The organism is Mesorhizobium sp. M0058 (genome assembly GCF_040323095.1).
Lineage (GTDB): Bacteria > Pseudomonadota > Alphaproteobacteria > Rhizobiales > Rhizobiaceae > Mesorhizobium.
In genome coordinates, this window is record NZ_JAMYUQ010000003.1 from 157234 (window position 1) to 178165 (window position 20932).

Here is a 20932-nt window from a genome sequence, read left to right on the forward strand (position 1 = left end):
GGCGGCGACATGAACGACCTCGGAGTCATCGATCGCTTCATGGAGACCTTTACCCGCTACATTGACAGTGGGTTCGGTCTGCTTTCGGGCGACGTCGCCTTTCTCACCACCATTCTGATCGGCATTGACATCACGCTCGCGGGCTTGGTCTGGGCGTTCGGCGGCGAGCCCAACATTCTCGGCCGGCTTGTTCGCAAAGTGCTCTATGTCGGCGCCTTCGCCTTCGTCCTGAACAATTTCAAGAACCTCGCCGACATAATTTACCGCTCCTTTGCCGGTCTCGGCATCAACGCATCGGCCGGCAACCTGTCCGCCGACAGTCTCCTGCGGCCAGGCCGCATTGCCGCGGCCGGCTTCGAGGGCGCCTGGCCGCTCCTCAATCAAGCGAGCCAGCTAGTAGGCTTCCCCGAGATCTTCGGTAACGCGCTCACCATCTTCGTGCTGCTTCTGGCCTGGTTCCTGGTCCTCATCGCCTTCTTCATTCTTTCCATCCAGCTCTTCATCACCATCCTCGAGTTCAAGCTCACCACGCTGGCCGGCTTCGTCCTGGTGCCCTTCGCGCTCTGGAACCGTTCGGCGTTTCTGGCCGAGCGCGTGCTCGGCAATGTGATTTCGTCGGGCATCAAGGTGATGGTGCTTGCCGTCATCGTCGGCATCGGCTCCACGCTCTTTGGCGAGTTCGCTTCCACCCTGCAGGGCCAGGAGCCGGACCTGGCGGCGGCCATGTCTCAGGTGCTGGGTGCGCTGGCGCTGCTTGGGCTCGGCATTTTCGGCCCCGGGATTGCCTCGGGTCTCGTTTCCGGCGCGCCGCAGCTTGGCGCCGGCGCGGCACTTGGAACAACGGCGGCCGCAGCTGGATCAACGCTCGTTGCCGGAGGCGCTGCGTTTGCCGGCGCGCGCATGGCAACAGCCGGCGGCCTCGCCGCAGTCCGTGCCGGCGCCGCCATGGGGTCCGCTGCCACCGTCGCCTGGCAAACGGGGCGCGCGACATCGCCCGAGTCCGGGCTGTCCGGGGTAGCTGCTGGGCTGCAGGGGGTTGCGAGTGCCGCTGGCGGCGCCGCGATGCAGGGAATGCGATCTGCTTCAGAGCCTTTCCGACGCAGCGCCGACGCCGGCCGCGATGCCGGCTGGACAGCGACCGGTGGCACGCCGTTCAGCTCGATGAGCGGAAGTTCGCCCGCTGCGGATCCAACCCCGGCGCCTCCATGGGCAAGGCGTCTGCGCTCCGAACAGGCCGCGCGCGCCCATCGCCATGCTGCCACGCAGGTGGTGCGCGATGGCGATCGGGGCGGAAGCGGCGCCAACCCCTCTCTCAACGACAAGGAAGATTAGATGCTCTTCAAGCGACCCGTTCAGCGTTACGGAAAGACGTCCGAGCCTGAAACACCTTATCAAAAGGCCGGTCAGCTCTGGGACGAACGCATCGGCACAGCGCGCGTGCAGGCGAGGAACTGGCGCCTTATGGCCTTTGGCTGCCTGGCCTTGGCCGCGGGGCTTTCCGGCGGGCTTCTATGGCAGTCGGCGCAGGGCCGCTTTGTGCCTTACGTCGTTGAGGTCGACCGTTTTGGTGAGGCGCGCGCCGTCGCGCCGGCAATTCAGGACTACCAGCCTGACGATGCCCAGATCGCCTGGCATCTCGGCCGCTTCATCCAGAATGTCCGCTCCATCTCCACCGATCCGGTGCTGGTGCGGCAGAACTGGCTGTCGGCCTATGATTTCGCCACCGACCGCGCGGCGCTTTTCCTCAACGAGCATGCCAAGGCGAACGACCCGTTCAGTCAGATCGGCACGCGCAGCGTGTCGGTGCAGGTGACCAGCGTCGTCAGGGCTTCCGACAGTTCATTCCAGGTCAAATGGACCGAGCAGATTTTTGAGCGTGGTAGCCTTTCGAGCACGACGCGCTGGACAGGTATCCTCACCATAGTGATCCGCTCGCCGACGAACACTGACCAGCTGCGCAAGAACCCTCTCGGCGTCTTCATCAACGCCATCGACTGGTCGCGCGAGCTCGACAGCGCCGCGCCAACCCCCTTTTCCCCTAAGGAGCCCGCCAATGACAAATAGAGCCCCATTGCTTCGTGCTGCCTTGATCCTGTCGGCGTCTGCTGCGGTTCTTTCGGCCTGTGCCTCGAAGCCAGTGCCGCCGCCTCAGATTTCCTATGACCACGAGGACTTCGAACCAGCCGCGATCGAGAAGGCGCCGGAGAAGCCGATCAAGGTCGTGGAAGTGCCGAAACCGTTACCGTTGCCTGGTCAGTTGATGCCCGCACCCGGCAAGCCCGGCCCAGATAAGCGCTCGCCGGAAGAACAGGTCGCCGATGCCAACAAGGCGGCGACGCAACAACCCACCAAGTTTGGCTATGTCAATGCGGTGCAGGTTTACCCCTTTGCCGACGGCGCGCTCTACCAGCTCTACGCCGCGCCGGAGCGCGTCACCGATATCTCATTGCAGCGGGGCGAGAAGCTGACCTCGGTCTCAGCCGGCGATACGGTCCGTTGGGTAATCGGCGACACCGTTAGTGGCTCAGGCGATGACCAGCGCACTCATGTGCTGGTGAAGCCATTCGCGCCCGGGCTTGCCACCAATCTGGTCATCACGACGGACAGGCGATCCTATCACCTGCAGCTTCAAAGCACTGAGAAAACTGCCATGGCGGCGCTCTCCTGGATTTACAGCGAAGACCAACTCGTGGCGCTTCGGCGGCGCAACGCCCAGGCCGAGGCTGAAATGCCCGCGGCCTCGAACGTAGCACTCGAAAACATCCGCTTCCGCTATTCGATCGCCGGCGACACGCCACCATGGAGACCGACGCGCGCCTTTGATGATGGCAGCAGGGTCTATATCGAATTCCCGCGCCGTATAGACCAAGGTGAGGCGCCGCCGCTCTTCATCGTCGGAGCCGACGGGGACAACCAGCTCGTCAACTATCGCATGCGCGGCAACTACTACATCGTCGATCGCCTCTTTGCTGCGGCCGAGCTAAGGCTGGGCACCAAACAGCAGCAGGTGGTGCGCATTACGAGAACCGACGGTCGGAAACCGCCGCGGCGGGTTTCGCTGTTTTCGCGTTTTGGCAGGTGAGGGGAGGCTCATGACCGATACTTCCCATCCGAATGCTCCGCCGAAGCTCAATCCCGAACAGCTGCAGCTGCGAGCCTCGCCCCGCCGAGCGGTGCGGTTCAGGCGCGGCATAATCGTCGCGATCGCTGCTGTTGGTTCCGGCGCTGTTTTTGGCGTCACGATGATGGCGCTGCGGGGACCCGCATTGCGCCTGAAACAGCAGGCCGAAGAGCTCTACAGCACGGACCGCAAGCCGACCGCCGAGGGACTTGAATCGCTGCCCAAGGACTATTCCGGGAGCAAGCCGAAGGCTCCGGTGCTTGGACCGCCGCTGCCCGGGGATCTCGGCCGTCCTATTCTCGAGCACCAGCGCCAGCTTGGCATCGCACCTGGGCAAGACGTTTCCGCCGAGGCGCAGCGGCTTGCACAACAAGCGATTGAGGCGCGCGAGTCGCAAGTCCTCTTCCGCATCGAAAACCGGCCCCAGCAGGCGGAAGCTTTTGGCAATGGGCAGGGCGGACGTTCGCCTTTCGAGACGGCGTCTCCGCAGCCAGATGCCGAAGGCCAGCGAGCTTCCGTCGCGCCGGCCGAGGGCGACCAGAACAATCAACAGCGCAAGCTCGATTTCATCGATCAACGGAACACCGGCGGGATCTACAACCCGCATGCACTGCAGACGCCGGCTTCGCCCTATCAGATCATGGCCGGTAGCGTGATCGCTGCAAGCCTGATCACCGGCATCAATTCCGATCTGCCCGGCCTTGTCGTCGCCCAGATCACCGAGAATGTGCACGACAGCGTCACCGGCAGCATCCTGCTCATCCCGCAGGGCTCACGGCTGATCGGCACCTACGACAGCGTTGTAGCCTTTGGGCAAAGGCGCGCTCTGTTGGTGTGGCAACGCATCGTGATGCCGGACGGCTCCTCTACCGAAATCGACAATCTGCCCGTGACCGACGCGGCCGGCTATGCCGGGCTTGAGGACAAGGTGGATTTCCATACTTGGCAGCTGATCAAGGGAGTCGCGGTGGCCACATTGCTGGGGGTTGGTACCGAGTTGAGCTTTGGGGAAAATGAAAGCGACTTGGTCAAGGCAATTCGTGAATCCGCCCAGCAGAACGTCAGTCAAGCCGGCCAACGGATCACGGAAAAGAACCTGAACGTCCAACCCACGATCACTGTCCGCCCTGGTTGGCCGTTGCGCGTCGTCGTGCACAAGGACCTCGTGTTGCGGCCATATACGGGGTGAACAGGAGGACTTGATGGCTAATTTGAAACTCGGAAAACTTCCGGACCGGACACCTTCGAAGATCACCATCACCGTTGGCGCCGACTTGAGCCAAGCACTTAATGACTATGCCGCACTTTACCGTCAGACCTATGGCGAGTCCGAAACCGTGGCTGAACTGATCCCCTTTATGCTGGTCGGATTTCTGGAAGGTGACCGGGCATTTGCCAAGGCCAGAAAGGAAGGTTTACTGGGCGCTGGCGCGTCGGAGAAACCACGAAGGCAATCATCTTCCACGCTGGACAACGGGTAGCGCTTGGTGTCGTTTGGTCGCACGCTAGGTTCTTGATCCTGACCGCGTTGCGGCCGGTCCCAGCGAGCGCTTCGCAAAATTGAGATCAGGCTTTCGCTTTACGCGTTGAGGTAGGTTTTCTTGGCCGGAGCAGCCTTCCTTCCCAAACCTAACGATTTTGCAGCGCTTATCAGGCGGCCGAATAGTTCAGGGCGACCACGGGATAGTCCTTCGCCAGTCCCCACCTCGCCTGGTATGTATCGGGGCCGTGCATGCGTGCGATCTACCGGTGGGAGTTTTTCTCGAGCCTTTCGGCGCGTCCGCCAGTTCCTTCGATCATTTCTTGAGCAGCGAATTCGCTTCCTCCCGGAAATATTCCCCAAGATGGTCAAGCAAAGCATGGATCGAACGCGGATGGCTTGGGGTCTGCGAGGTGAGCGGGGTCGCCACGCCGAATTAGGGCATGTAGCCAAGCCCACTGCCGCGGTTGCGGTTGGTCCGGCAAAGCGGCGATGAGCTCTGCGGTCTCGGCGTCGGCCTGTTGCTGTCGCAACGCGACCAGAGCCGCCTTTTCAACCGCTTCTGACTCGCCGTCGACCAAGCCTTCGAGAAACTCCACAGACTCCTCGATCGGCATCCATCCCGCAAGTTCGGCGACCATCAGACGGTCCGAACTGTCTGTGCACTCGCTCATGCGAGTGATCGTCTCGACCAAGCGTCGCCGTGGTGCGGCACGGCACAGCAAGCGCCTAATTTGATGGCGAACGGGAACCGGCGCTGCGGCGTGGTCGCCCAGCAGGACGTCCGCTGCCCTTTCGGCATGAGCTCCAACAACAGGTAGGCGGCCGACTCTGCGCGGGACGCAGCACGCCGGCGGTGATGAGCCGATCGCGAGTCGCGTCTGCAACGGCCAGTCTGGCAGCAACGCTGGCCGTCCACGGATAGATCGCACTCCCATCAAGTAGCGTGCCAGCGAGACGGAGCAAAGCATATCCGTCGCTGGCATGGAACGCGCCTGGGTGCGGTTCTCTATCGTCGCCCTTCGCCAATATCCGATCGATTAGCTCATATTCGCTGACAGCCGGCCCAGCGCTCGCTTCCGGGAATTCGGCAATAGATCGCCGCCAATGTGGGACGTGTAAGCGACAGCAGCACGTCGTCAGGGAGGAACTTAGGATCGCGGCCGGACCGGCGGAGATGTTCACGCACTTGCGCCAAGGTGAAGTCAGGCACGGCCACTTCGCTCAGCCCCTCGGTCGTCTGATGCAGCAGCCTCGTCATACGATTCTCCGCTGAAATCACCGTCCTGATACCCAGGCGCGCCCAGGGCACCGCTGCCAATTCGGCGGCTAGATCCGGATCGGGCCAGGTGGTCGAGGAACAAGGTCAGCCAGACGCCGTCCTTGTTGCCAAGTTGCGGAAATCCTCGCAATTGGCAAGCTGCGGTCAAAATCGGTGCGCCAAATGGTCTGACGAACTTATACATCCGGGACAGGTAAGACCGGCTATTCTAGCCTTCGTCAGATCACAGGTCCACCATCGCCGAACCTTCGAGCGAGAGCAACAGCCGAAACCTGGCAGCGGCTATTCCCGAACGAATTGATCCGCACCTGCGTTGATTGAAGCCCACATATCGTCGGGTTCCTCGGCATCGGCAACGTTTTGCGTCATCTGCCAAAGAGTGTCGAGAACGTCTGAACCATCTGCAGCGGTAGTCAGTTGCCCTACCCAAGCAGTTATCGCTGCTACCGGCCAGGCGACGACAAACGAGATTAGATCGCCATTTACAAATCCGGCCACGTCTCCGGTCAAGGACTTCCCGCTCCCGCTTTTCGCGGTCGTATATGAACCGGACACTTTGTTCCCCACAACGGCAAGAAACATCTTCGAACCAAGCTCGTTTTTCCAATGTCCGGCAAAGTCGGGACCGTTGCCTGAAGTCATCGAAAGCAGCTTGAGCGCCGTCTCAACTTTTCGCACGTTACATTCCTCCCAAGGTCGACCTTGTGTGGCTTATATCCAAAGGGAGCTTGACGAAGCAAGGCACGTTCCGTCAGTTGTGGGAGAAAAAGGGGTGATAAGCAATCAAGACAGAAAACCAGCCAGCCTAGATTCACCACTCGTCATGGCCGATGAATCCAATGCGCTGACGACGGCGACAAGAGACCGCCGCCCCTCCGGAGCCAATCCATCATTCCAACCAATCTTTCTGTCCCGCATTGCGCTTTGTTGCCGGCAATAGAAGAACGACTCTGTCCAGGATCTGATTTCAGACAGAATTGTTGCCCGCACCGGACGGCAGTTTCTAGACGCAGATATTGAATGCACCCCTCAGATCGGCGCACTCCCCCTGCGCCACTGAACATTCGCTGACTAGCATTGGGCTTGTTCTCGGATTGCCGCTTCGTGTTCGCGTACGAGTTCTTGGAAGCTAGCGAACGCGACGTAGAACAGCATCTGTTCTCGCTCCAGCAAGGTCACAATCTTGGCAAGGTCGAGCGGCTCACGTCCGCCGAACCCGTAACGGACCTGGCCCGTCTTCTCGTTGACGATCCGCGTTACGAGTTGCGTCATTCCAACCACAAACCGCGGCGAGAAACGATGATTGTAGGCATTGCGGAAATCGTCGGTGCCACCGCGGAAGGCACTTGCGCCAATGGCGTCAAGCGCGCGCTTAAGTCCTTTGTAGCCTCGCCAAGACTTGCCATACTTGTCAGCCACGTGGGGATAGATGTCGTAGTCGAGCGGCAGGTCGTCGCTCCAGGTGGCTGGCCGCTTGAGCATATTCGCCTGATGGCACAGATGGGCGGCGGCGAAGCCGAAGCGCCCCTTGACTACATAGGGAGAGTTCAAGGCGTTGGTGGCGAGTGTGTCGATGAATTCATGGGTCGCGTCAAATTGTTTCTTCTGCGTTAGCGACTGGATCACCCTTGACCAAGCTGTCAGGCTATGGACGTCGTTGGTAAATCTATTGATGGTATTGGCGAGCTCACGCCCAAATTCGTCGAGCATCCACGAATACGCCATCCATTGGACGCCAATCGGATTGGGCAAGTTCGACCAATTGTAGGGCATATAGCGCCCGGTGAGCGGCGTCCCCTTTAAGGTTTTCCGGAACTGTCGATAGAGCGAGATCCCCATAGCGAGAGTTGTACTCGACGGCGTTCAAAAAGCCATACGCGTCAGTCGCCATTTCAATCGGATCGCGCCGGTATAATTCGGCTTAGGGATTGGGTTCGAGGGCGTCGCGGATATGACGTTTGCATGGCGAACCAGCGCGATGGCGGCGCATTGACGGTCGGGAAATGGAACTTTTCCGGTGTCCTCTACCAGTTGCTTGCAACGTTGAAGGCCGGCCTCACCGCAATGATCGAAGAAGTGGTAGCCAACCGCGACGGTGCCAGCGTCCGCATCGTCGTCGAGCGCGCGAGAGGCGGCGATGCCCAGACGCTCCAACCTGTGGTCCGCAGGGTCGACTAAATCAAGATCCGTCGGGGAATGGCGCCTTGGACTTCGCGCACGATCGTTGAAGAGGTGCTGCCAGATCTGTTTGAGGCCGCGGGCAATGGTGCACAGCCAACCGAATTCCGGTTCATCACAATCTCGATGGGACGGATGCGTTCGCAAAGTTCGTCGAGTCAATCGGCAACGCGCATCGAAATGGCAAAGGTCCAGCGGATCTCGATACCTTAGAGCTGCGCTTTCGCTGGCGGACGGAAAGAATATCACCGGAAGGTGTTCAGCCACATCGTCGAGACCTTGGACGCTCCTGAAGTGTGGCGTTTTCTGGCGACCCTCATAGTGGCGGGCTGGTCGGAGGCAGGAATCACCGATGAGATCGATGCTATGCTGGCCGAACTCGTCGATGAGCGCGAGGAGATCTCCGTCAAGCGCAAGGCGTTTGTGGCGCAGCTCCTCGGCTTAGGCACGGGGTCGGCGTGTCGCTTTTCGCAAACGCCCTGCTTCAAGCGGTCGATCTCATCCTGCGCGGCTGACCTTGGCGCGGCGCATACCGTGGATTCTTCGTCAAATCGAGACGCCCTGCAGGTGGCGAGATATGATCGGACCATTGGATGTGCGGGGCGTGCCGGCGTCGATCGAAGCCCCACTTTCGGTTCCGGACAAGGCAAGACCTGTCGGCTGTGCCGCGCCGCACAGGAGATGATTGATGCCGGCCAATGCGCGATGTTGTTGGCGGCGAGGGGGGAACTTGCCGACATCGAGGCCAAGGAAGGTGTGCTTGTGAAGGTCGGCAACAGGGCGGTATCGCGCTGCGGCGGCGATGAATGCCGCACGGTGCACAGTTGGCTTAGTTGGGCTGTGTTGTGGATCACTGGAGGCTGCACTGCTGAGAGCCTCACTTGACCAAGGCTGCTTCGCGCCTCATTTCGGACGTCCAAGCAAACATTGCCTTCACCTGAAAGCGGACGTCCCGGCACTCGTCCCGAACGACAGCCAAGTGCCCCCATTTCGGTCGTCTAATTGTATGAGAATCTAGCTCGAAAGCGGACGGAGGATGGTAGCACCGGGGTCAATGTGTGACGCCCTATATGCCAGCCATATTGTGGCTCGATGATCGGCCTGCAGCCGGCATAATGTAAGGACGTTATTCTATACATAATTGCTCCTTCCGAAAGTTTCGACTTGTCGTTCCGGAACGCTGAGTGACAGCTCCGGCTAGCGTGCCTTCACCGCGCGCTCGACCTGGTGCCAGATCGGGATTTTCCGACTTTTATGGGTGCAGCGGGTGTTGAACAGTTTGATCCACGCGACTTGCACGTCCATTAGGATGCCCATAGTCCGGGCTACCAAGGAGTCGTCGATGGCTTCCGGATCGCCGTGGATGAACGCATTGCGGCGCTCCTGAATCGTGCGGATTTGCTCGGCCAGCGGTACGTAGTCCAAGGCGGCCAGGTCCTCCCAGAAGGACACACCCCACAGCGACTTGTGCAGCTCGTCGAGTTGACCGCCGACGAACTTGAACTTGCGGAGGATCTTAGCCGCCTCGGCTTCGTCGAGGTCGCCAAGTGCCGAGTTATAGAAGCGGTCCATCAGGGACTCGAAGAACGTCCAAAACAAGATGACGATAACCAACTTCCGCGATGTCTTGCCCATCGGCGCCGGGCCATCGTCCGCGCGCTCCCATTCCCGCCTCATCATCTCGAGCAATAGATGGGTGGACCAACCCAGGGCGCCCGGCACGGTTCGCCGCTCGACATGGCTGCCGTCAGGCTGCCTGACCTTTTCGGCTTCGATCACGTGGCCGCAAACGGGGCAGGCGATGCGGTCGTACAGCGCGTTGCACTCGTAGCAATGCACCTGCGTTATCAGGCCTCTGTGAAAATCGTCCACACTTACCTTCCGAACAGCCGGACAATTGCGTTCCAGATCCGCCGCAGTAGGCCCGGCTTCGGTTCGCGTGACCGATAGTAGGCTTCGCGCTTCAGCTGGTCGCTCCGAAGTGCTGCGGCGGTCTGCGCCGCTGACATCGTTGCGGCCCAATCGACGCGACCGTTCGATATGACGTAATGGGAATTGCAGGGCAGCTGACCGCTGCCGATCGACGGCCACAAGCTCGGCTTGCCGTCCTTCTTACTGAATGTCCACTCGGAGGCGCCCAAGGGCACGGCTACCTTGCTGCCGCACCCGCAAGCGCAAAGGTGCACGGCGACGCTGAACTCTTCGGACACGTACAGAATGCCCGGCTCGAGTTCGCGCGGAACATACTGAACCTCCCTTAGCGCGATCTGGCTCAGGGGCATGTGAAAGAGAACAGGCGGGTTGAGGCGGTGTCCATGACCAGATGATACGTCGCGGCGTCGCTCGCGTAAAACCCTCGCCACTGCTTGTATCGGATGATGGCGATGCCGGCGTTGATGGCATTCAACTCGGCAATCTGAATATTGGTGCGGTATTCGTCGCCCGGCTGGTCGGACGTCTCGATCAGGTTCTGGCTGAGGATATCGGCCGCGGTAGCGGGCTGTAGGAGGGTCGCGCGCATCATCCCGGCCAAGGCACCGTCCTGCCGGTTGAGCCCCATGCCGACGTCGATGAACGCAATCCCCAACGCGATCAACAGGTCGAAGATTTCCTTGCGGGCTGAGCCTTTGTCGACACAGACGAAAGCAAACGTGACGCCGGCCAGATCCTCTGCGCAGCTCGCGTCGATAAACTTGTCGACGAGCTTTAGCCCGTGGCGGAAATTGTCGTAGCGGGCCTGATACACGTCGACCTTCGGGCGCCGGAATTCGGCCTCGAGGACACTCCCAGGCGAGCGGTAGGCATTGTGAATGTAATAGGCATCGGAATCGAAACCCCTGACCTCTTTCACATTGGTTTTCACCAGGAAGTCCAGGAGATAGCTGCCGGTCCCACCCAGGCCGATCAAGGCCACCACATCTTCTTTGAATTTCGCCGCCAGGTCGCCGATCTCGGCTCGGCTAGTCAGGGTGTCGTGGAATTTGAAGATGCTGTCTTCGACGACGTCATGATCGACGTCGAAGGTGTAAATCTTCGCGTCCGGAAATCGGCTGAGGGCGGGGCCCGCCAGGATCGTAACGTAGTGGTCGATCTTCTCGGAAAGGTTGGCAAATCCGTTCGGGGGCTTGTTGGAAAATGAGCGCTGTACGACAACATCCGGCTTGGCCAGCTGCATCGTCATGGCTCCACCTGCGAGATTGGGGATGGGCTGCCCGTTCAGGCCATACGGCACGTCGCCGGCGAAGTAGATCTGATGGTCATCCTGAAGGACATGGTTCTGGTCGGTGAAGACAAGCTTGGAGACGATGGCCCCGTAACAGAGCTCCAATTGCGAGCTTAGGTACGGGATGTTGCGCACGACCAGGCATTTGCTGTCGAACCGGAGCGCGTAGCCCCGGTCCATCAGCTGCCGGATGTCCGCATTATGATTGGCTAGTGCGATTAACACGGAAAACCATCCCATCCTTCGCCTTCACCGAGGTGCCCGGCGCAAGGATGCCTTCCTTATCGTTGTGGCCCTTGGTGTACGTGACGGAGTAAGTCGCGCCCGGGTTTTGCGGGAAGTCGGGGTACGCGAGAGTGACGACTTCCACGAACGACAGTTCTTCCTTCTTCGGCACTTCGTAAGGCGTGCCGTTGACGATGATCTCGATCATCTTGTCCTTACCCTTACCTTGGGCTTCGTTCTCGTTCTGCATTGTCTATTCCTTTGCTTGTACGAGTGTCTTAGCCACGCGGAGGGTACGGGTCTCGGCCGTGGCTGTCGCTCTGCGCGATCTTGCCGTCCTGATTATGGATCTTGAGCTCAGTCGACTGATTGCGGCTGACACCGCGGCCGTAGTCGATGGCCTCGCGCTTGGTCTCGAAATGGCCGGAGGCACGTTCGCTGCCACCGCGCTTCACGTCCCAACCCCCATCGGGGTTGTGGACAACATGATGGGTCTGTCCGGAGCTTTTATGAGCCATATGTAGTTCTCCTATCTAATTCCCGATACGAAAAGTACGCCTACTCCAAGCGACATGAGTGCGGGGCAGGTTGCCGTGCAGTCCCACCCGGGTTCGCCTTTCACTTGGTCGGACCTAAGATTCTCCTGTCCCGACGTGTGTGTTTCATCGCGTCAAGCCTTGACGAAATCCCAATAGAGACGAATATTTACGAATCAGTCCGTTCTGGGACTGTAGCTAATCGGACTACAACGAGAAATCAAGTCCGATTTGACACAACATCGAGGAGCAGATGGAAACGCATGAGACAGTTACTCCCCAATCGACAGCCACAACCCATCCCGAGTTGCCAAGCCCCCTCGGTTTTTTCTTCAAACTCGCTGACATTTGGGAGCTGAACACCGACCAGCAGATCAAGTTGCTGGGATCACCATCACGATCAACCTACTTCCGGTGGAGAAAGTACGGCGGCGACGTGTCTGCCGATACGCTGGAGAGAATTTCGCACCTCGGATCCATCTACAAGGCGCTGCGCATCGTCATGGATTCGGAGGAAACTGCCGTCGGATGGATCAGAAGGCCCAACAGGTATTTCGAAGGCGCGTCCGCACTGGACGTGATCATGACCGGTAATCTGAGTGACATCATCAGGGTCCGACATTATGTCGACGCCCAGCGTGGAGGTTAGCTTACGTGTACCCCCGGATCAGCATCGACGGCCTTTACCGAAGGCTCATTCCGTCGAAATACCCGACCATCGATATCTATGAACGTTTCGGCTCCCGCGAGATGCAGGCATTCGCGGCGGAGCTGGAAGCGGTGACGAATCCTCGACTTGCCGCGAAATCGCGCATCACAGGTGGCGATATCTCGGCGGATGCAAGTTCACCGCGTCTGCAGAATTGGAACCATGCCCCCTTCTCTTATCCCATGCCGGAAGGGAGCGATTTCCTTCCGGCACCCTACTCGGTAATGGACCTCGCCTTCGACACGCAGGCGGCACTTGCGCGTGCCGTCCTGCGCCGCGAGCTATTCTTGTCACGCACCGACGAACCGTCGTGTGGTGTAGACATGCGGATGCTGGCGCACCAGGTCAAAGGTGAGGTCATTGACCTGCGGAATGTCCCGACGGACATGTCGGCCGCCGCACGTCGGCTGATCGGTCGGCAATTGTTCGAGGACGGCGCCAACGGCGTTCTCTACCGAACCGAGGAGGTCCCCGGCCACGATTTTCTCGCAGTGTTTAGTGTCGAGATCCTCGCCGACAAGGCGGTCCAGGGTGCCCATTACAGGTTCAGGTGGGACGGCCTTCAGGTTAGCCGAATATTCGATTTCACGCGCAACGAGGATATCGACCGCGGCGACGTTTTTGCCAAGCCGAGGGCAGCTGCCTAACAGCTGCCCCATTCAGCGAACTACCAACCCTACGGGCTGGGCTCCTCAGCGCAGACACGCCGCCACCAGCGCAGCTCGGTTGCCATCGGCGGTCCGATCGAAAGATTGTCAGCTTTCCAAAGACCTGGATCTCACAGTGGTCGTTCGCAAGCGTGAAACGCTAATGTCCGAAATGGTTCAGATAGCAATGCGGCTGCTTCTCGCCATCTGTCCCATAAACTGTCAGCAGACGGCCCCGAACGAGACGCTCCTTGCTCGTCGCAGAGCGTCAATGGTCTACCGCCACCTTCCAATGTGAGACTGAAACGCCGTCATGATCCTCCTTTCACCGTGTTAGGTGAGCGAGGCGTTCATCGGGTGGAAATGTAGGCGCTGCGGGCGGGACAAAAACATTGAAAAACATTGGAACAGATTTGAATGCTGCGGTCCACCGATCTATAACCGCCTGATTCTGCTATTCATGCATCCTCCGGACCCACCACGTTCACCTATTCTCCGGCGAAGGCGGGCGGCCTTCTCAAATCCGACTAATACGCGACAGTCGGTATCGGTGGGTGTTGCCGAGGCAGGCAATGCGAAATCACGCGAATAGATGTTCGGGGACGCTAACTGATCATCAAAAACGCCGTACTAATTTCCGTACTAATTGGCAAAAAAGTACGGAAGCATTTAGCTAAGTCATTGAAAAGCGTGGTGATCCCGACAGGGATCGAACCTGTGACCTACAGAATAGGAATCAGGTTCGCCGCCAATTGATGCAAATCGAGGGGCAGCGTCTGCTTCTCGCCTAAGAGCGCGAATTGGAGTTTGGCGTTGACGCGGATGCAGAGCCATTCGAGATGGGCGTGTAATCCATGCTCCGAATGCCAACGTCCACCTCGACAGATCGCATCGGTCAGAAGGGGCGGCGCTTGGGATCGCTCCCAGGAACTGGATAGCTTGCCGATGCGTTCTTGCGTCGCAGCTAAGCACGAGCGGCGCGACTAGCCGCAATTCTACCACCCCGGATACGGCTCGCTATCGGTTCATGCCGGCGAAGGCGCTTGCGGCGCATCAAGCAAAAATACAGTCTTCTCAAAGCGGCCAAGAAAGGTGTAGCCTATAGGTTAGCGTACAATTCTGTCTTCGCTTTGCTCAAATGGTTTAATCCCGTTAGCCGGTTCTCGTGGACCCGTTATCCGGCAAACCGGGTCGTGGGGGCCCGTTCAAGTAGGGGGCTTGATCCGGTGATGCAATATCAATTGTTAAGAGTATTCAATTTCCAGCTCTTTTTACTGTTGATCCTTGCAGGAGTAGTGCAAGCGAGCAGAGCGGCCGAAAACACTGTTCAGATAAAACTGGACGACATCGAAATATTCTACCACGGCCTCGCATTGGACGATGCCCGCCGCCCTATAAACATAACCAGAGACGATTTGCCCAGACTCTATCTTGAGCTGGCGCGGAGGGCGCTGGCTGCAAACCCTCCCGAAAGCGCGGTATCGCAGGCCGTCAGGGCAAACCAATTGTTGAACGCCGTACTCGAATCGTCGCCCACCACGGATGCGGTGACTTCTTCTATCTCGAAGCTCGACTACCTCAGTGACATACTGATCTACGAGAACAAGGGAAGTCCGCTGTTTGTGCGAGAATACGAGCGATATCTGGGTATATTGCGATCATTGGCAGGTTCTAACAAATTTAAGGAGCCGCCTCATCTTGAAAGCGAATTGCGCCCGTTTCTCGATGGTTATCTGACGAGGAATGACGAAGGGTACAAATCGTGCAGTGATCCGTCTGTGCCTGGCCCTCCGGACTACGGCAGCGCGCTCTGGAACGAGAAGATGGATCTCGATCCCAAGGACGGCTTTCTGCAGCAACTGCAAGGAAAAGACACTTTCTACTATCCGACTAAAATTCTGTTTTTCAACCCAAAAGCCCCGAATCCTCCTGGTCTCTGCGCGTTGCTAAAGCGTTACAAGGTGACGACAAAATCAAAAAAAGTTAAGGAGCTGCAAATAGTAGCAGTTATTTGTGAAAGTTATGAAACGGGGAAGTCATGCTTTTGGGAGAAACCGCTAGTCAATGATAGTGGAAAAAAAATAGAAGAAAAGGATCTGGAAAATCCTGTGAATTTCGGCATAAGTTCGACCTGGCCAAACTCCAATGGCGGCATAAAGCGTGATCCTTGCACTGCTTGTCATATTGGAAACAATTCTTTTATCTTCTACCAGGGGAGTGATCTTTGCTATAATCAGAAGTTCCATCCGGGCAAATCTGTTGCCGGTGATTCGCCTTGCTTCGGCAAAGAGAACCAATGGTCTGCGCCGGTCGGTTCCCTTCTGCTGCCGGGCGCGAAAATGGACGTTGGCGACGATCAGAATAGATGCATGACCTGCCATGAACTGGCAGCTTCGGCCTATGATGATTGGTATTGCAGGCTTCTCAAATATGTAACCGGAAGCCACATGCCGCCCAATGGCGCTAAAGAGGGACTTTCCTGGGATGGCCCGTCACCCGGCAACAAGTACGAAGGGTCTGTTGCGGAGATAAGAGAGTTCTGCCAGAAGCAGTAACTAACTTTCCGCGTGAGCCCACGATAAAAGCTGTAGAGAATCCAGCCGTTTCCTGTTGATCCAGTTATTTCTGACCTCTTTCTCGATGTCGCTTTTAGCCTCCATGCCAGCCTGCAAGAAGATACTCGCAATTGTCCGATTCTTATAGTGCAGCTGTAACGATGCGAACCTCAATCGAGCGGCCGCGTCGGAAGGGATCGCCCCGTTCAGCGCAAGAGCCGCCAGCGTCTCCTCGAAATCGACCTGTGTTATGGTCAGCGGCATATAGTCCATCTCGGCAGGAGCAAAGAGCAGCGCGACATCCGCGTCGCGCGTCCTCAGACCGCTCTGAAACTGCTTGAAGATCTCCCCAATGCCCACCATGCCGTACCGTTCGCACTCAACGGCGCGAAGCGCGCCCATGCTGGCTGCGCCGGCGATCTTGATACCTTGATCAAGCGCATAGAGGATCTCCTTGTGCCACACCGACATCCCGCTCTCGAACGTTCCGTCTATGAGGCCAATCGTGCTTGCCCCGTTCTCGGCCGCCTGAAAAATGTCGCCACAGCGCGCGGGAGCGCGGATCACGAGACCATCGAGCAAGGATTTGTCGACGCCGTACGTGCTTGGCCCGGCGAAGATGACCCTCATTGCACCGCAAAGCTCAGCTTCAGCAATGTGGAGAGCGCACTCTGTCCGAGGTTCATCCCGGAATCTTGATCCGCCACATCCAGACCTTCCGCCAGAACGCGCACCACGTGAATGGGGTCACCAGCCCGGGTCAACGGAAAGGCGTAGAGGTTGTCGATTCCGGCTTGCCCAAGTCGTCGCAGAATTTCCTGCAGGGTGAGCTTGGTTGGTGGCTTCTCGCGCGCTACGCCAAAGAGGGGGGAATTGTCTGCGGACGGCACCAGGGCTGGCGCAGGATCAAAAAAATGCCCGGCCTGTTGATAGTCGGACCATTTCAGATCGTCCCGGGCGCCGGCAATTATTGTCATGCGCACTTGGGCGGCTTCCAGCAGCGCCGCCAGGGCGGCGTCTTCAAGGCTTTCCCTAGCCGCGAACCCCGCACACGTTCGGTCTGGACCCATGGCGGAAAGGCGTGGGATGGAACACATCGCGACAGGAATGCCAATCTGGCTTGAGACCGACCGGAAAATGGGTTCGATCCCAGCTGGCTTGAACAATTCAAGCGCCTCATCCAACCTCTCGCTGAAGCCTGGCCGGTAGCGTTCGGCGGGCAATGCGTCAGCCAGGGCCGGGATCAATTCAAGAATGGCGACTGCGTCGTGCTCGATCAATTCCAGAATGGCGTGACAGACTGCGTCCTGCCATGTCCGCCCGGCGCCCAAGCCAATAGTTGACATGCGAAACGCGGCAGATAGCGCGCTCTTCGTATAGTCGAGACCAATCAGCTCAAATGGGGCGAGAACCTCCTCGCGGGTTTTCAGCGAGGTTCCCCGCACCCAACCCAATTGAGCCTCACGATCCACGTGATGAAAGCGGCAGCGCGACAGCGCCTGTAGTGGTACAGTATTTATTCCTTGCCGCTCCAACTCGCCAACGCTTGCAAATAGATTGACAAGCGTTTGACGGTCTTCAGCGAAGGCGCTTTCCATCGCCTCCATCATTGCCGATGCCTGGGCCTGCCCGTGGGTCAGCCCCTTGCCGAATGAGACGGCAAGAGAACGGGAGTTAGGACGTACGCAACTCCAAACGGGTACATCAATAGTGTCGAGACCCGTAAGATTGACCAGCCGGGTTACACCATTTCGCTTCAATAGGTCGTCCGCAACCGCAAACTCAAGGCCCAGGCTTTGCAGGGACGCGGCTGCAGATTTCAATCCAGGGACGACGGAGAGCTCTTGAGCCACGTAATTCCTATCGTCTGCAGTCTCTACTTATCGAATTCGTCTGACGTGATCGCGCCGAGATTATTGGACGCGGTCGATTCGAATGCCGCCAGGATATTGCCAATAGGATCGGTTCCAACGCTAAATCGCCCCATCCCGAAGTCACCCTCTGGGATCTCGGTGGCGAAGCAGAAGTCGACGTTCGAAACCTGAACACGGCCGAGAACATTCGAGGCTACCGCCTGTCCAATCGCTTTTGCGGACTTCACCTCGTTTGGGTTCGTGAGATCTACCGGTCTTCTTGCGTCAATCACTGTCGATACGTAGGACAGGACATTTGCGAGGATGCCGAAAACGCTATCGGGCAGGATGCTTTCCTTCAGTGCATAGGCATCAATGACGTCCTTTGAAATTATGTTGACCTTCAAGCCCTGGTTGCCTTCGTGCACCATAAGGACACCCAAATCCCGGTGTCCAATGAAGTAGACTCTGCCTTTTTTTTCTGCTTCACTCTTTTGCGTAGTCATCTTGGCTTCCCCCTATCTTATCCCCGCCATTCGGAGACCTTCTACAAATATCTTGACGTTCTCGTCATTGCGATCCGGTGGCAACTTGATCAAATTTGCAGCTGTGATGTTCGGATACAATTCCCGCAACCGATGAGCATAGCTGCGTGCCTCATCAGTATCGCCGTTGAGAGCGTGAGCTGATGTTAGAATGCGAACGACAGATTCATCGTTATCGATCTTGTGACAATAATCTATCGCGCGCTGATAGTCTCGTTGATTGAAAGCGATGCTTGCGCCAACCCACCAATAGTGTTCTGGCGGCAATGGATTGAGATCCAGCGCGGTTTGGAAACGTTCCATTCCTTTATTCGGTTCGCCAAGATGGGATAAGGCATCGCCATATTGAACCATCAAATCGGGTGCATTCGGAGACAATATTTCTGCCGCCGCGAAGTGATGTTCACACGAGCTGAAATCCCTTTGATAAAGTGAGATAACGCCACTCATCCATTGCGCCACGCCGCAATTCGCGTCGACATCGACAGCGTAGTCCGCGCTGGCCCGCGCCTCCCTAAGAACAAGCGGATCCTCGGCTCCCGTCATCAGCCATTCCTGATAAAGCGTCTGCGCTATCCGAGCATGCGCTGGCGCAAAGGTCGAATCTTCCGTTGCCGTCGCTCGGAACGATTTGCGCGCGCGCCGGAGATTTGAAAGCGTGCAATCCTGCATGAACCGCTGGCCATTCAGGTAATTTGAATACGCGCTGTAATTTGTTGTGGATCGAATATTTCGCGCGAATTCTTTCTCGATGCCGTCAGCGACAGTGCTGGCTATCATTGTTGTAAGCTGGCCAAAGCAGCCAACGATATGCTGGATGCTTGTCTTGAAATCGCCCGCCCAAACGATTTCCTGCTCGCTGCTGCTCACCATGCGAAGGCTCAGCACGCCATTGGGCTTCAAGAGGCCGCTCACGGTGTAGTCGGCTCGAAGCAATGTGTTGTCGCTCGGCATTCCGGAATCGTGGGCAATCTGAAAGCTGGAGTGCGGGGCGAGCATCACAAATGTTCTGTAGCGGGCCAGTTCATTGGCCACATCTTCGATAAAGGCCTTCAGAAAGCCCTGCGCACCTTCATCCGCTCCAAGCCAGCGCGGCGTTAGAAAAGCCACGCGTGGCGGCGACACGGGCGGCGTGATCCTTAATACGGGATCAATTCCCTGTATCGCGTGGCGGCCTGACAAGACCCGTCGCACAACTGCCTTCGTTTCGGCCAGTGGTTCAGTTCCATAGACCGTTCTCAACATCTCAACGAGATTATGATAACGGCGCGCCGCCTCTTCAAAGTAACCGGCGCGGCCATAGGCGTCGATTAACGTCCTATAGCTCTCTTCGCGATCCTGTTCGACCGCCAGCATCCGAGTCGCAAGAGTGTCGATTTCTGCTTTGTTTGCCCTTCCAAAACGAGTCATCTCCATCAAGGTCTCGGTGGTGGCGGAAAAGAACCTTTCGCGAAGAAGTGTTCTCTCGAAACGCAACCAGTCCTGATAGAGCTCTGTCGTGTCTCGAACGCCAGTCAGAAGGTCGCCCTTATAGAATTCAATGATGGAAGACGGCTGGCCATTCGTCATCTGGTGAAGATCTATTTTGAATTTATCAGGACCAAGCCGAATATTATGTAAGTCTGCTTCAATAAGAATTCCGATGCCCTGCTGTGCCTTTCGAACTCGTCTTATCAATTGGCGCAGATTGTTAAGCGATTTATCTTCAGAAATATTGTCCCACAGCAACCCGGCCGCTTCCCTACGGGTGATCTGGTGATCGCGAGCCCGCGCCACAAGCGCCAAAAGCTGGTAACCCTTTTGCGGAAAAGTGCGATCTATTTCCAGGCCAACCACCTTGGGTGGGCCCAACAGGCAGACCAAAGCCGGCGGATCCGCATTCATACGGACCGAGATCACGTCGTCTCGTTCTACTGCTTCCATACTCCTGCCCCCAATATTCATATTAGCAAAACGACAGAGAAAGCAAATCCCGCTGGCTTCAATATTTAGCGCGCTGCTGGACGGGTCATCGAGGCGCTAAAGATCGCCGCGTGGTGATCGTCCGCCATCCTTACCGGCAGCCGTCCCCGCTCCTCTGGGCGTGTAACGGTCGTGTCACGCCAGATGGAGGACACTTTCCCCAGGACGTCGACACGTCAGCCAAAAGTCGGTGTCAAAAGGGGAGCGCATCGCCATGAATTCTTCCAAGCCATTTTATCTCGGCGCAATCCTGGTCGCGGGAGCCTGGGGGTCGATGGCGCAGCCCGCTTTCGCGCAGGAGGTCTGTATCTATGCCTCCAAGGCCTATGCGAAGGGGTTCACCGGCTGCTTCCGCCACGTCGCGCTCGAATGCAACGATTTCAACGATTGGCGTGAGGTCGGCAGTTGCGCCGACGAGGGCGTGCCAGGGGGCAACGATGCGCCCGGCCTGCCGGATTCGCTTGCCGGTGTGCTCTGCAACGCCGGGGGGCACTACTCGCCGGATTCCGAGGGCTGCATCGCCGGCTTCTACCAGCGCTGCGAGGCGGACGGCAATTGGACCAAAAACATCACCGCCATCGACGGTGCGGCCTGTCCGGAATGATTGCGGCCTGTC

25 protein-coding genes are annotated in these 20932 nt (G+C 57.9%); 11 read left to right on the forward strand and 14 right to left on the reverse strand.

The genetic code is table 11. The features are described from left to right. Positions 1 to 9: 9 nt before the first annotated feature. From trbL to NKJ75_RS05985, 5 genes are read left to right on the forward strand one after another with little or no spacing between them, the layout of a single operon-like run. Positions 10 to 1332, forward strand: a complete 1323-nt coding sequence (gene trbL, locus NKJ75_RS05965) for a P-type conjugative transfer protein TrbL (RefSeq protein ID WP_352499334.1) — start codon at positions 10 to 12, stop codon at positions 1330 to 1332. Beyond that, positions 1333 to 2064 carry a conjugal transfer protein TrbF gene (gene trbF / locus NKJ75_RS05970; RefSeq protein WP_023711815.1) on the forward strand — a complete coding sequence of 244 codons (732 nt, stop codon included), beginning with the start codon at positions 1333 to 1335 and terminating at the stop codon, positions 2062 to 2064. It abuts the gene before it with no gap. Further along, positions 2054 to 3082, forward strand: coding sequence for a P-type conjugative transfer protein TrbG (gene trbG / locus NKJ75_RS05975; RefSeq protein ID WP_031198762.1), 1029 nt, complete (start codon positions 2054 to 2056; stop codon positions 3080 to 3082). The genes trbF and trbG overlap by 11 nt, the downstream gene beginning before the upstream one ends. 10 nt (positions 3083 to 3092) lie before the next feature. Beyond that, entirely contained in the window at positions 3093 to 4310 is a 1218-nt protein-coding gene (locus tag NKJ75_RS05980; RefSeq protein ID WP_023806697.1) for a TraB/TrbI/VirB10 family type IV secretion system protein, read from the forward strand. Between the two features lie 13 nt (positions 4311 to 4323). Further along, positions 4324 to 4602 (forward strand): DUF2274 domain-containing protein, encoded by a 279-nt coding sequence (locus tag NKJ75_RS05985; RefSeq protein ID WP_023692449.1) that lies wholly within the window; start codon positions 4324 to 4326, stop codon positions 4600 to 4602. Positions 4603 to 4771: 169 nt separating this feature from the next. Here the strand turns inward: NKJ75_RS05985 and NKJ75_RS05990 are convergent, their stop codons facing one another. From NKJ75_RS05990 to NKJ75_RS06010, 5 genes are all read right to left on the reverse strand, one after another. Then, on the reverse strand, positions 4772 to 4855 hold the full coding sequence (locus NKJ75_RS05990) for a MucR family transcriptional regulator (protein ID WP_081731033.1): 84 nt from the start codon (positions 4853 to 4855) through the stop codon (positions 4772 to 4774). A gap of 114 nt (positions 4856 to 4969) precedes the next feature. Continuing rightward, positions 4970 to 5242 (reverse strand): hypothetical protein, encoded by a 273-nt coding sequence (locus NKJ75_RS05995; protein ID WP_155923938.1) that lies wholly within the window; start codon positions 5240 to 5242, stop codon positions 4970 to 4972. A gap of 404 nt (positions 5243 to 5646) precedes the next feature. Continuing rightward, positions 5647 to 5862, reverse strand: a complete 216-nt coding sequence (locus NKJ75_RS06000) for a hypothetical protein (protein ID WP_023692447.1) — start codon at positions 5860 to 5862, stop codon at positions 5647 to 5649. A gap of 303 nt (positions 5863 to 6165) precedes the next feature. Continuing rightward, positions 6166 to 6561, reverse strand: coding sequence for an avidin/streptavidin family protein (locus NKJ75_RS06005; protein WP_023692446.1), 396 nt, complete (start codon positions 6559 to 6561; stop codon positions 6166 to 6168). A 393-nt stretch (positions 6562 to 6954) separates the two neighbouring features. Further along, a complete protein-coding gene (locus NKJ75_RS06010; protein ID WP_023825853.1) occupies positions 6955 to 7722 on the reverse strand; it encodes a hypothetical protein in 768 nt (255 codons plus the stop codon). Positions 7723 to 7845: 123 nt separating this feature from the next. On the opposite strand from NKJ75_RS06010, the gene NKJ75_RS06015 reads away from it, so the two are divergent. Then, positions 7846 to 8061, forward strand: coding sequence for a hypothetical protein (locus tag NKJ75_RS06015; protein ID WP_023692444.1), 216 nt, complete (start codon positions 7846 to 7848; stop codon positions 8059 to 8061). A 255-nt stretch (positions 8062 to 8316) separates the two neighbouring features. Continuing rightward, complete coding sequence (locus tag NKJ75_RS06020) at positions 8317 to 8946, forward strand: hypothetical protein (RefSeq protein WP_352499335.1); 630 nt, start codon at positions 8317 to 8319, stop codon at positions 8944 to 8946. 312 nt (positions 8947 to 9258) lie between these two features. Here the strand turns inward: NKJ75_RS06020 and NKJ75_RS06025 are convergent, their stop codons facing one another. From NKJ75_RS06025 to NKJ75_RS06045, 5 genes are read right to left on the reverse strand one after another with little or no spacing between them, the layout of a single operon-like run. Continuing rightward, positions 9259 to 9933, reverse strand: a complete 675-nt coding sequence (locus NKJ75_RS06025; RefSeq protein WP_352499336.1) for a hypothetical protein — start codon at positions 9931 to 9933, stop codon at positions 9259 to 9261. 2 nt (positions 9934 to 9935) lie between these two features. Continuing rightward, entirely contained in the window at positions 9936 to 10343 is a 408-nt protein-coding gene (locus tag NKJ75_RS06030) for a ubiquitination-like system serine protease family protein (protein ID WP_352499337.1), read from the reverse strand. Then, complete coding sequence (locus NKJ75_RS06035) at positions 10334 to 11524, reverse strand: ThiF family adenylyltransferase (RefSeq protein WP_352499338.1); 1191 nt, start codon at positions 11522 to 11524, stop codon at positions 10334 to 10336. Before NKJ75_RS06035 ends, NKJ75_RS06030 begins: the two co-directional genes overlap by 10 nt. Beyond that, positions 11484 to 11759, reverse strand: a complete 276-nt coding sequence (locus tag NKJ75_RS06040) for a multiubiquitin domain-containing protein (protein WP_352499339.1) — start codon at positions 11757 to 11759, stop codon at positions 11484 to 11486. Before NKJ75_RS06040 ends, NKJ75_RS06035 begins: the two co-directional genes overlap by 41 nt. A 28-nt stretch (positions 11760 to 11787) precedes the next feature. Beyond that, on the reverse strand, positions 11788 to 12027 hold the full coding sequence (locus NKJ75_RS06045) for a DUF2188 domain-containing protein (RefSeq protein ID WP_352499340.1): 240 nt from the start codon (positions 12025 to 12027) through the stop codon (positions 11788 to 11790). A 271-nt stretch (positions 12028 to 12298) separates the two neighbouring features. Between NKJ75_RS06045 and NKJ75_RS06050 the strand changes: the two genes are divergently transcribed. The 3 genes from NKJ75_RS06050 (at position 12299) to NKJ75_RS06060 (ending at position 15956) form a co-directional block, all read left to right on the forward strand. Further along, complete coding sequence (locus tag NKJ75_RS06050) at positions 12299 to 12694, forward strand: antitoxin Xre/MbcA/ParS toxin-binding domain-containing protein (protein WP_352499341.1); 396 nt, start codon at positions 12299 to 12301, stop codon at positions 12692 to 12694. Positions 12695 to 12699: 5 nt separating this feature from the next. Beyond that, positions 12700 to 13401, forward strand: a complete 702-nt coding sequence (locus tag NKJ75_RS06055) for an RES family NAD+ phosphorylase (protein WP_352499342.1) — start codon at positions 12700 to 12702, stop codon at positions 13399 to 13401. 1043 nt (positions 13402 to 14444) lie between these two features. Continuing rightward, positions 14445 to 15956, forward strand: a complete 1512-nt coding sequence (locus NKJ75_RS06060) for a hypothetical protein (protein WP_352499343.1) — start codon at positions 14445 to 14447, stop codon at positions 15954 to 15956. Here the strand turns inward: NKJ75_RS06060 and NKJ75_RS06065 are convergent, their stop codons facing one another. The 4 genes from NKJ75_RS06065 to NKJ75_RS06080 are packed head-to-tail and all read right to left on the reverse strand — an operon-like array spanning position 15957 to position 20277. Then, positions 15957 to 16586 (reverse strand): TfuA-like protein, encoded by a 630-nt coding sequence (locus NKJ75_RS06065; RefSeq protein WP_352499345.1) that lies wholly within the window; start codon positions 16584 to 16586, stop codon positions 15957 to 15959. Then, a complete protein-coding gene (locus tag NKJ75_RS06070) occupies positions 16583 to 17809 on the reverse strand; it encodes a YcaO-like family protein (RefSeq protein ID WP_352499346.1) in 1227 nt (408 codons plus the stop codon). The genes NKJ75_RS06065 and NKJ75_RS06070 overlap by 4 nt, the downstream gene beginning before the upstream one ends. A gap of 23 nt (positions 17810 to 17832) precedes the next feature. Further along, complete coding sequence (locus tag NKJ75_RS06075; RefSeq protein WP_352499347.1) at positions 17833 to 18315, reverse strand: hypothetical protein; 483 nt, start codon at positions 18313 to 18315, stop codon at positions 17833 to 17835. Positions 18316 to 18327: 12 nt separating this feature from the next. After that, on the reverse strand, positions 18328 to 20277 hold the full coding sequence (locus NKJ75_RS06080) for an AfsR/SARP family transcriptional regulator (RefSeq protein ID WP_352499348.1): 1950 nt from the start codon (positions 20275 to 20277) through the stop codon (positions 18328 to 18330). Between the two features lie 253 nt (positions 20278 to 20530). Here NKJ75_RS06080 and NKJ75_RS06085 point away from each other — a divergent pair, with 253 nt between their 5' ends. Beyond that, complete coding sequence (locus NKJ75_RS06085; RefSeq protein ID WP_352499349.1) at positions 20531 to 20920, forward strand: hypothetical protein; 390 nt, start codon at positions 20531 to 20533, stop codon at positions 20918 to 20920. The last annotated feature ends 12 nt before the right edge of the window (positions 20921 to 20932 follow it).

Coding starts and splice junctions, on each gene's coding strand:
- trbL (WP_352499334.1), top strand. CDS start 10: ATGAACGACCTCGGAGTCATCGATCGCTTCATGGAGACCTTTACCCGC.
- trbF (WP_023711815.1), top strand. CDS start 1,333: ATGCTCTTCAAGCGACCCGTTCAGCGTTACGGAAAGACGTCCGAGCCT.
- trbG (WP_031198762.1), top strand. CDS start 2,054: ATGACAAATAGAGCCCCATTGCTTCGTGCTGCCTTGATCCTGTCGGCG.
- NKJ75_RS05980 (WP_023806697.1), top strand. CDS start 3,093: ATGACCGATACTTCCCATCCGAATGCTCCGCCGAAGCTCAATCCCGAA.
- NKJ75_RS05985 (WP_023692449.1), top strand. CDS start 4,324: ATGGCTAATTTGAAACTCGGAAAACTTCCGGACCGGACACCTTCGAAG.
- NKJ75_RS05990 (WP_081731033.1), bottom strand. CDS start 4,855: ATGCACGGCCCCGATACATACCAGGCGAGGTGGGGACTGGCGAAGGAC.
- NKJ75_RS05995 (WP_155923938.1), bottom strand. CDS start 5,242: ATGGTCGCCGAACTTGCGGGATGGATGCCGATCGAGGAGTCTGTGGAG.
- NKJ75_RS06000 (WP_023692447.1), bottom strand. CDS start 5,862: ATGACGAGGCTGCTGCATCAGACGACCGAGGGGCTGAGCGAAGTGGCC.
- NKJ75_RS06010 (WP_023825853.1), bottom strand. CDS start 7,722: ATGGGGATCTCGCTCTATCGACAGTTCCGGAAAACCTTAAAGGGGACG.
- NKJ75_RS06015 (WP_023692444.1), top strand. CDS start 7,846: ATGGCGAACCAGCGCGATGGCGGCGCATTGACGGTCGGGAAATGGAAC.
- NKJ75_RS06030 (WP_352499337.1), bottom strand. CDS start 10,343: ATGCCCCTGAGCCAGATCGCGCTAAGGGAGGTTCAGTATGTTCCGCGC.
- NKJ75_RS06035 (WP_352499338.1), bottom strand. CDS start 11,524: ATGGGATGGTTTTCCGTGTTAATCGCACTAGCCAATCATAATGCGGAC.
- NKJ75_RS06040 (WP_352499339.1), bottom strand. CDS start 11,759: ATGCAGAACGAGAACGAAGCCCAAGGTAAGGGTAAGGACAAGATGATC.
- NKJ75_RS06045 (WP_352499340.1), bottom strand. CDS start 12,027: ATGGCTCATAAAAGCTCCGGACAGACCCATCATGTTGTCCACAACCCC.
- NKJ75_RS06050 (WP_352499341.1), top strand. CDS start 12,299: ATGGAAACGCATGAGACAGTTACTCCCCAATCGACAGCCACAACCCAT.
- NKJ75_RS06065 (WP_352499345.1), bottom strand. CDS start 16,586: ATGAGGGTCATCTTCGCCGGGCCAAGCACGTACGGCGTCGACAAATCC.
- NKJ75_RS06075 (WP_352499347.1), bottom strand. CDS start 18,315: ATGACTACGCAAAAGAGTGAAGCAGAAAAAAAAGGCAGAGTCTACTTC.
- NKJ75_RS06080 (WP_352499348.1), bottom strand. CDS start 20,277: ATGGAAGCAGTAGAACGAGACGACGTGATCTCGGTCCGTATGAATGCG.
- NKJ75_RS06085 (WP_352499349.1), top strand. CDS start 20,531: ATGAATTCTTCCAAGCCATTTTATCTCGGCGCAATCCTGGTCGCGGGA.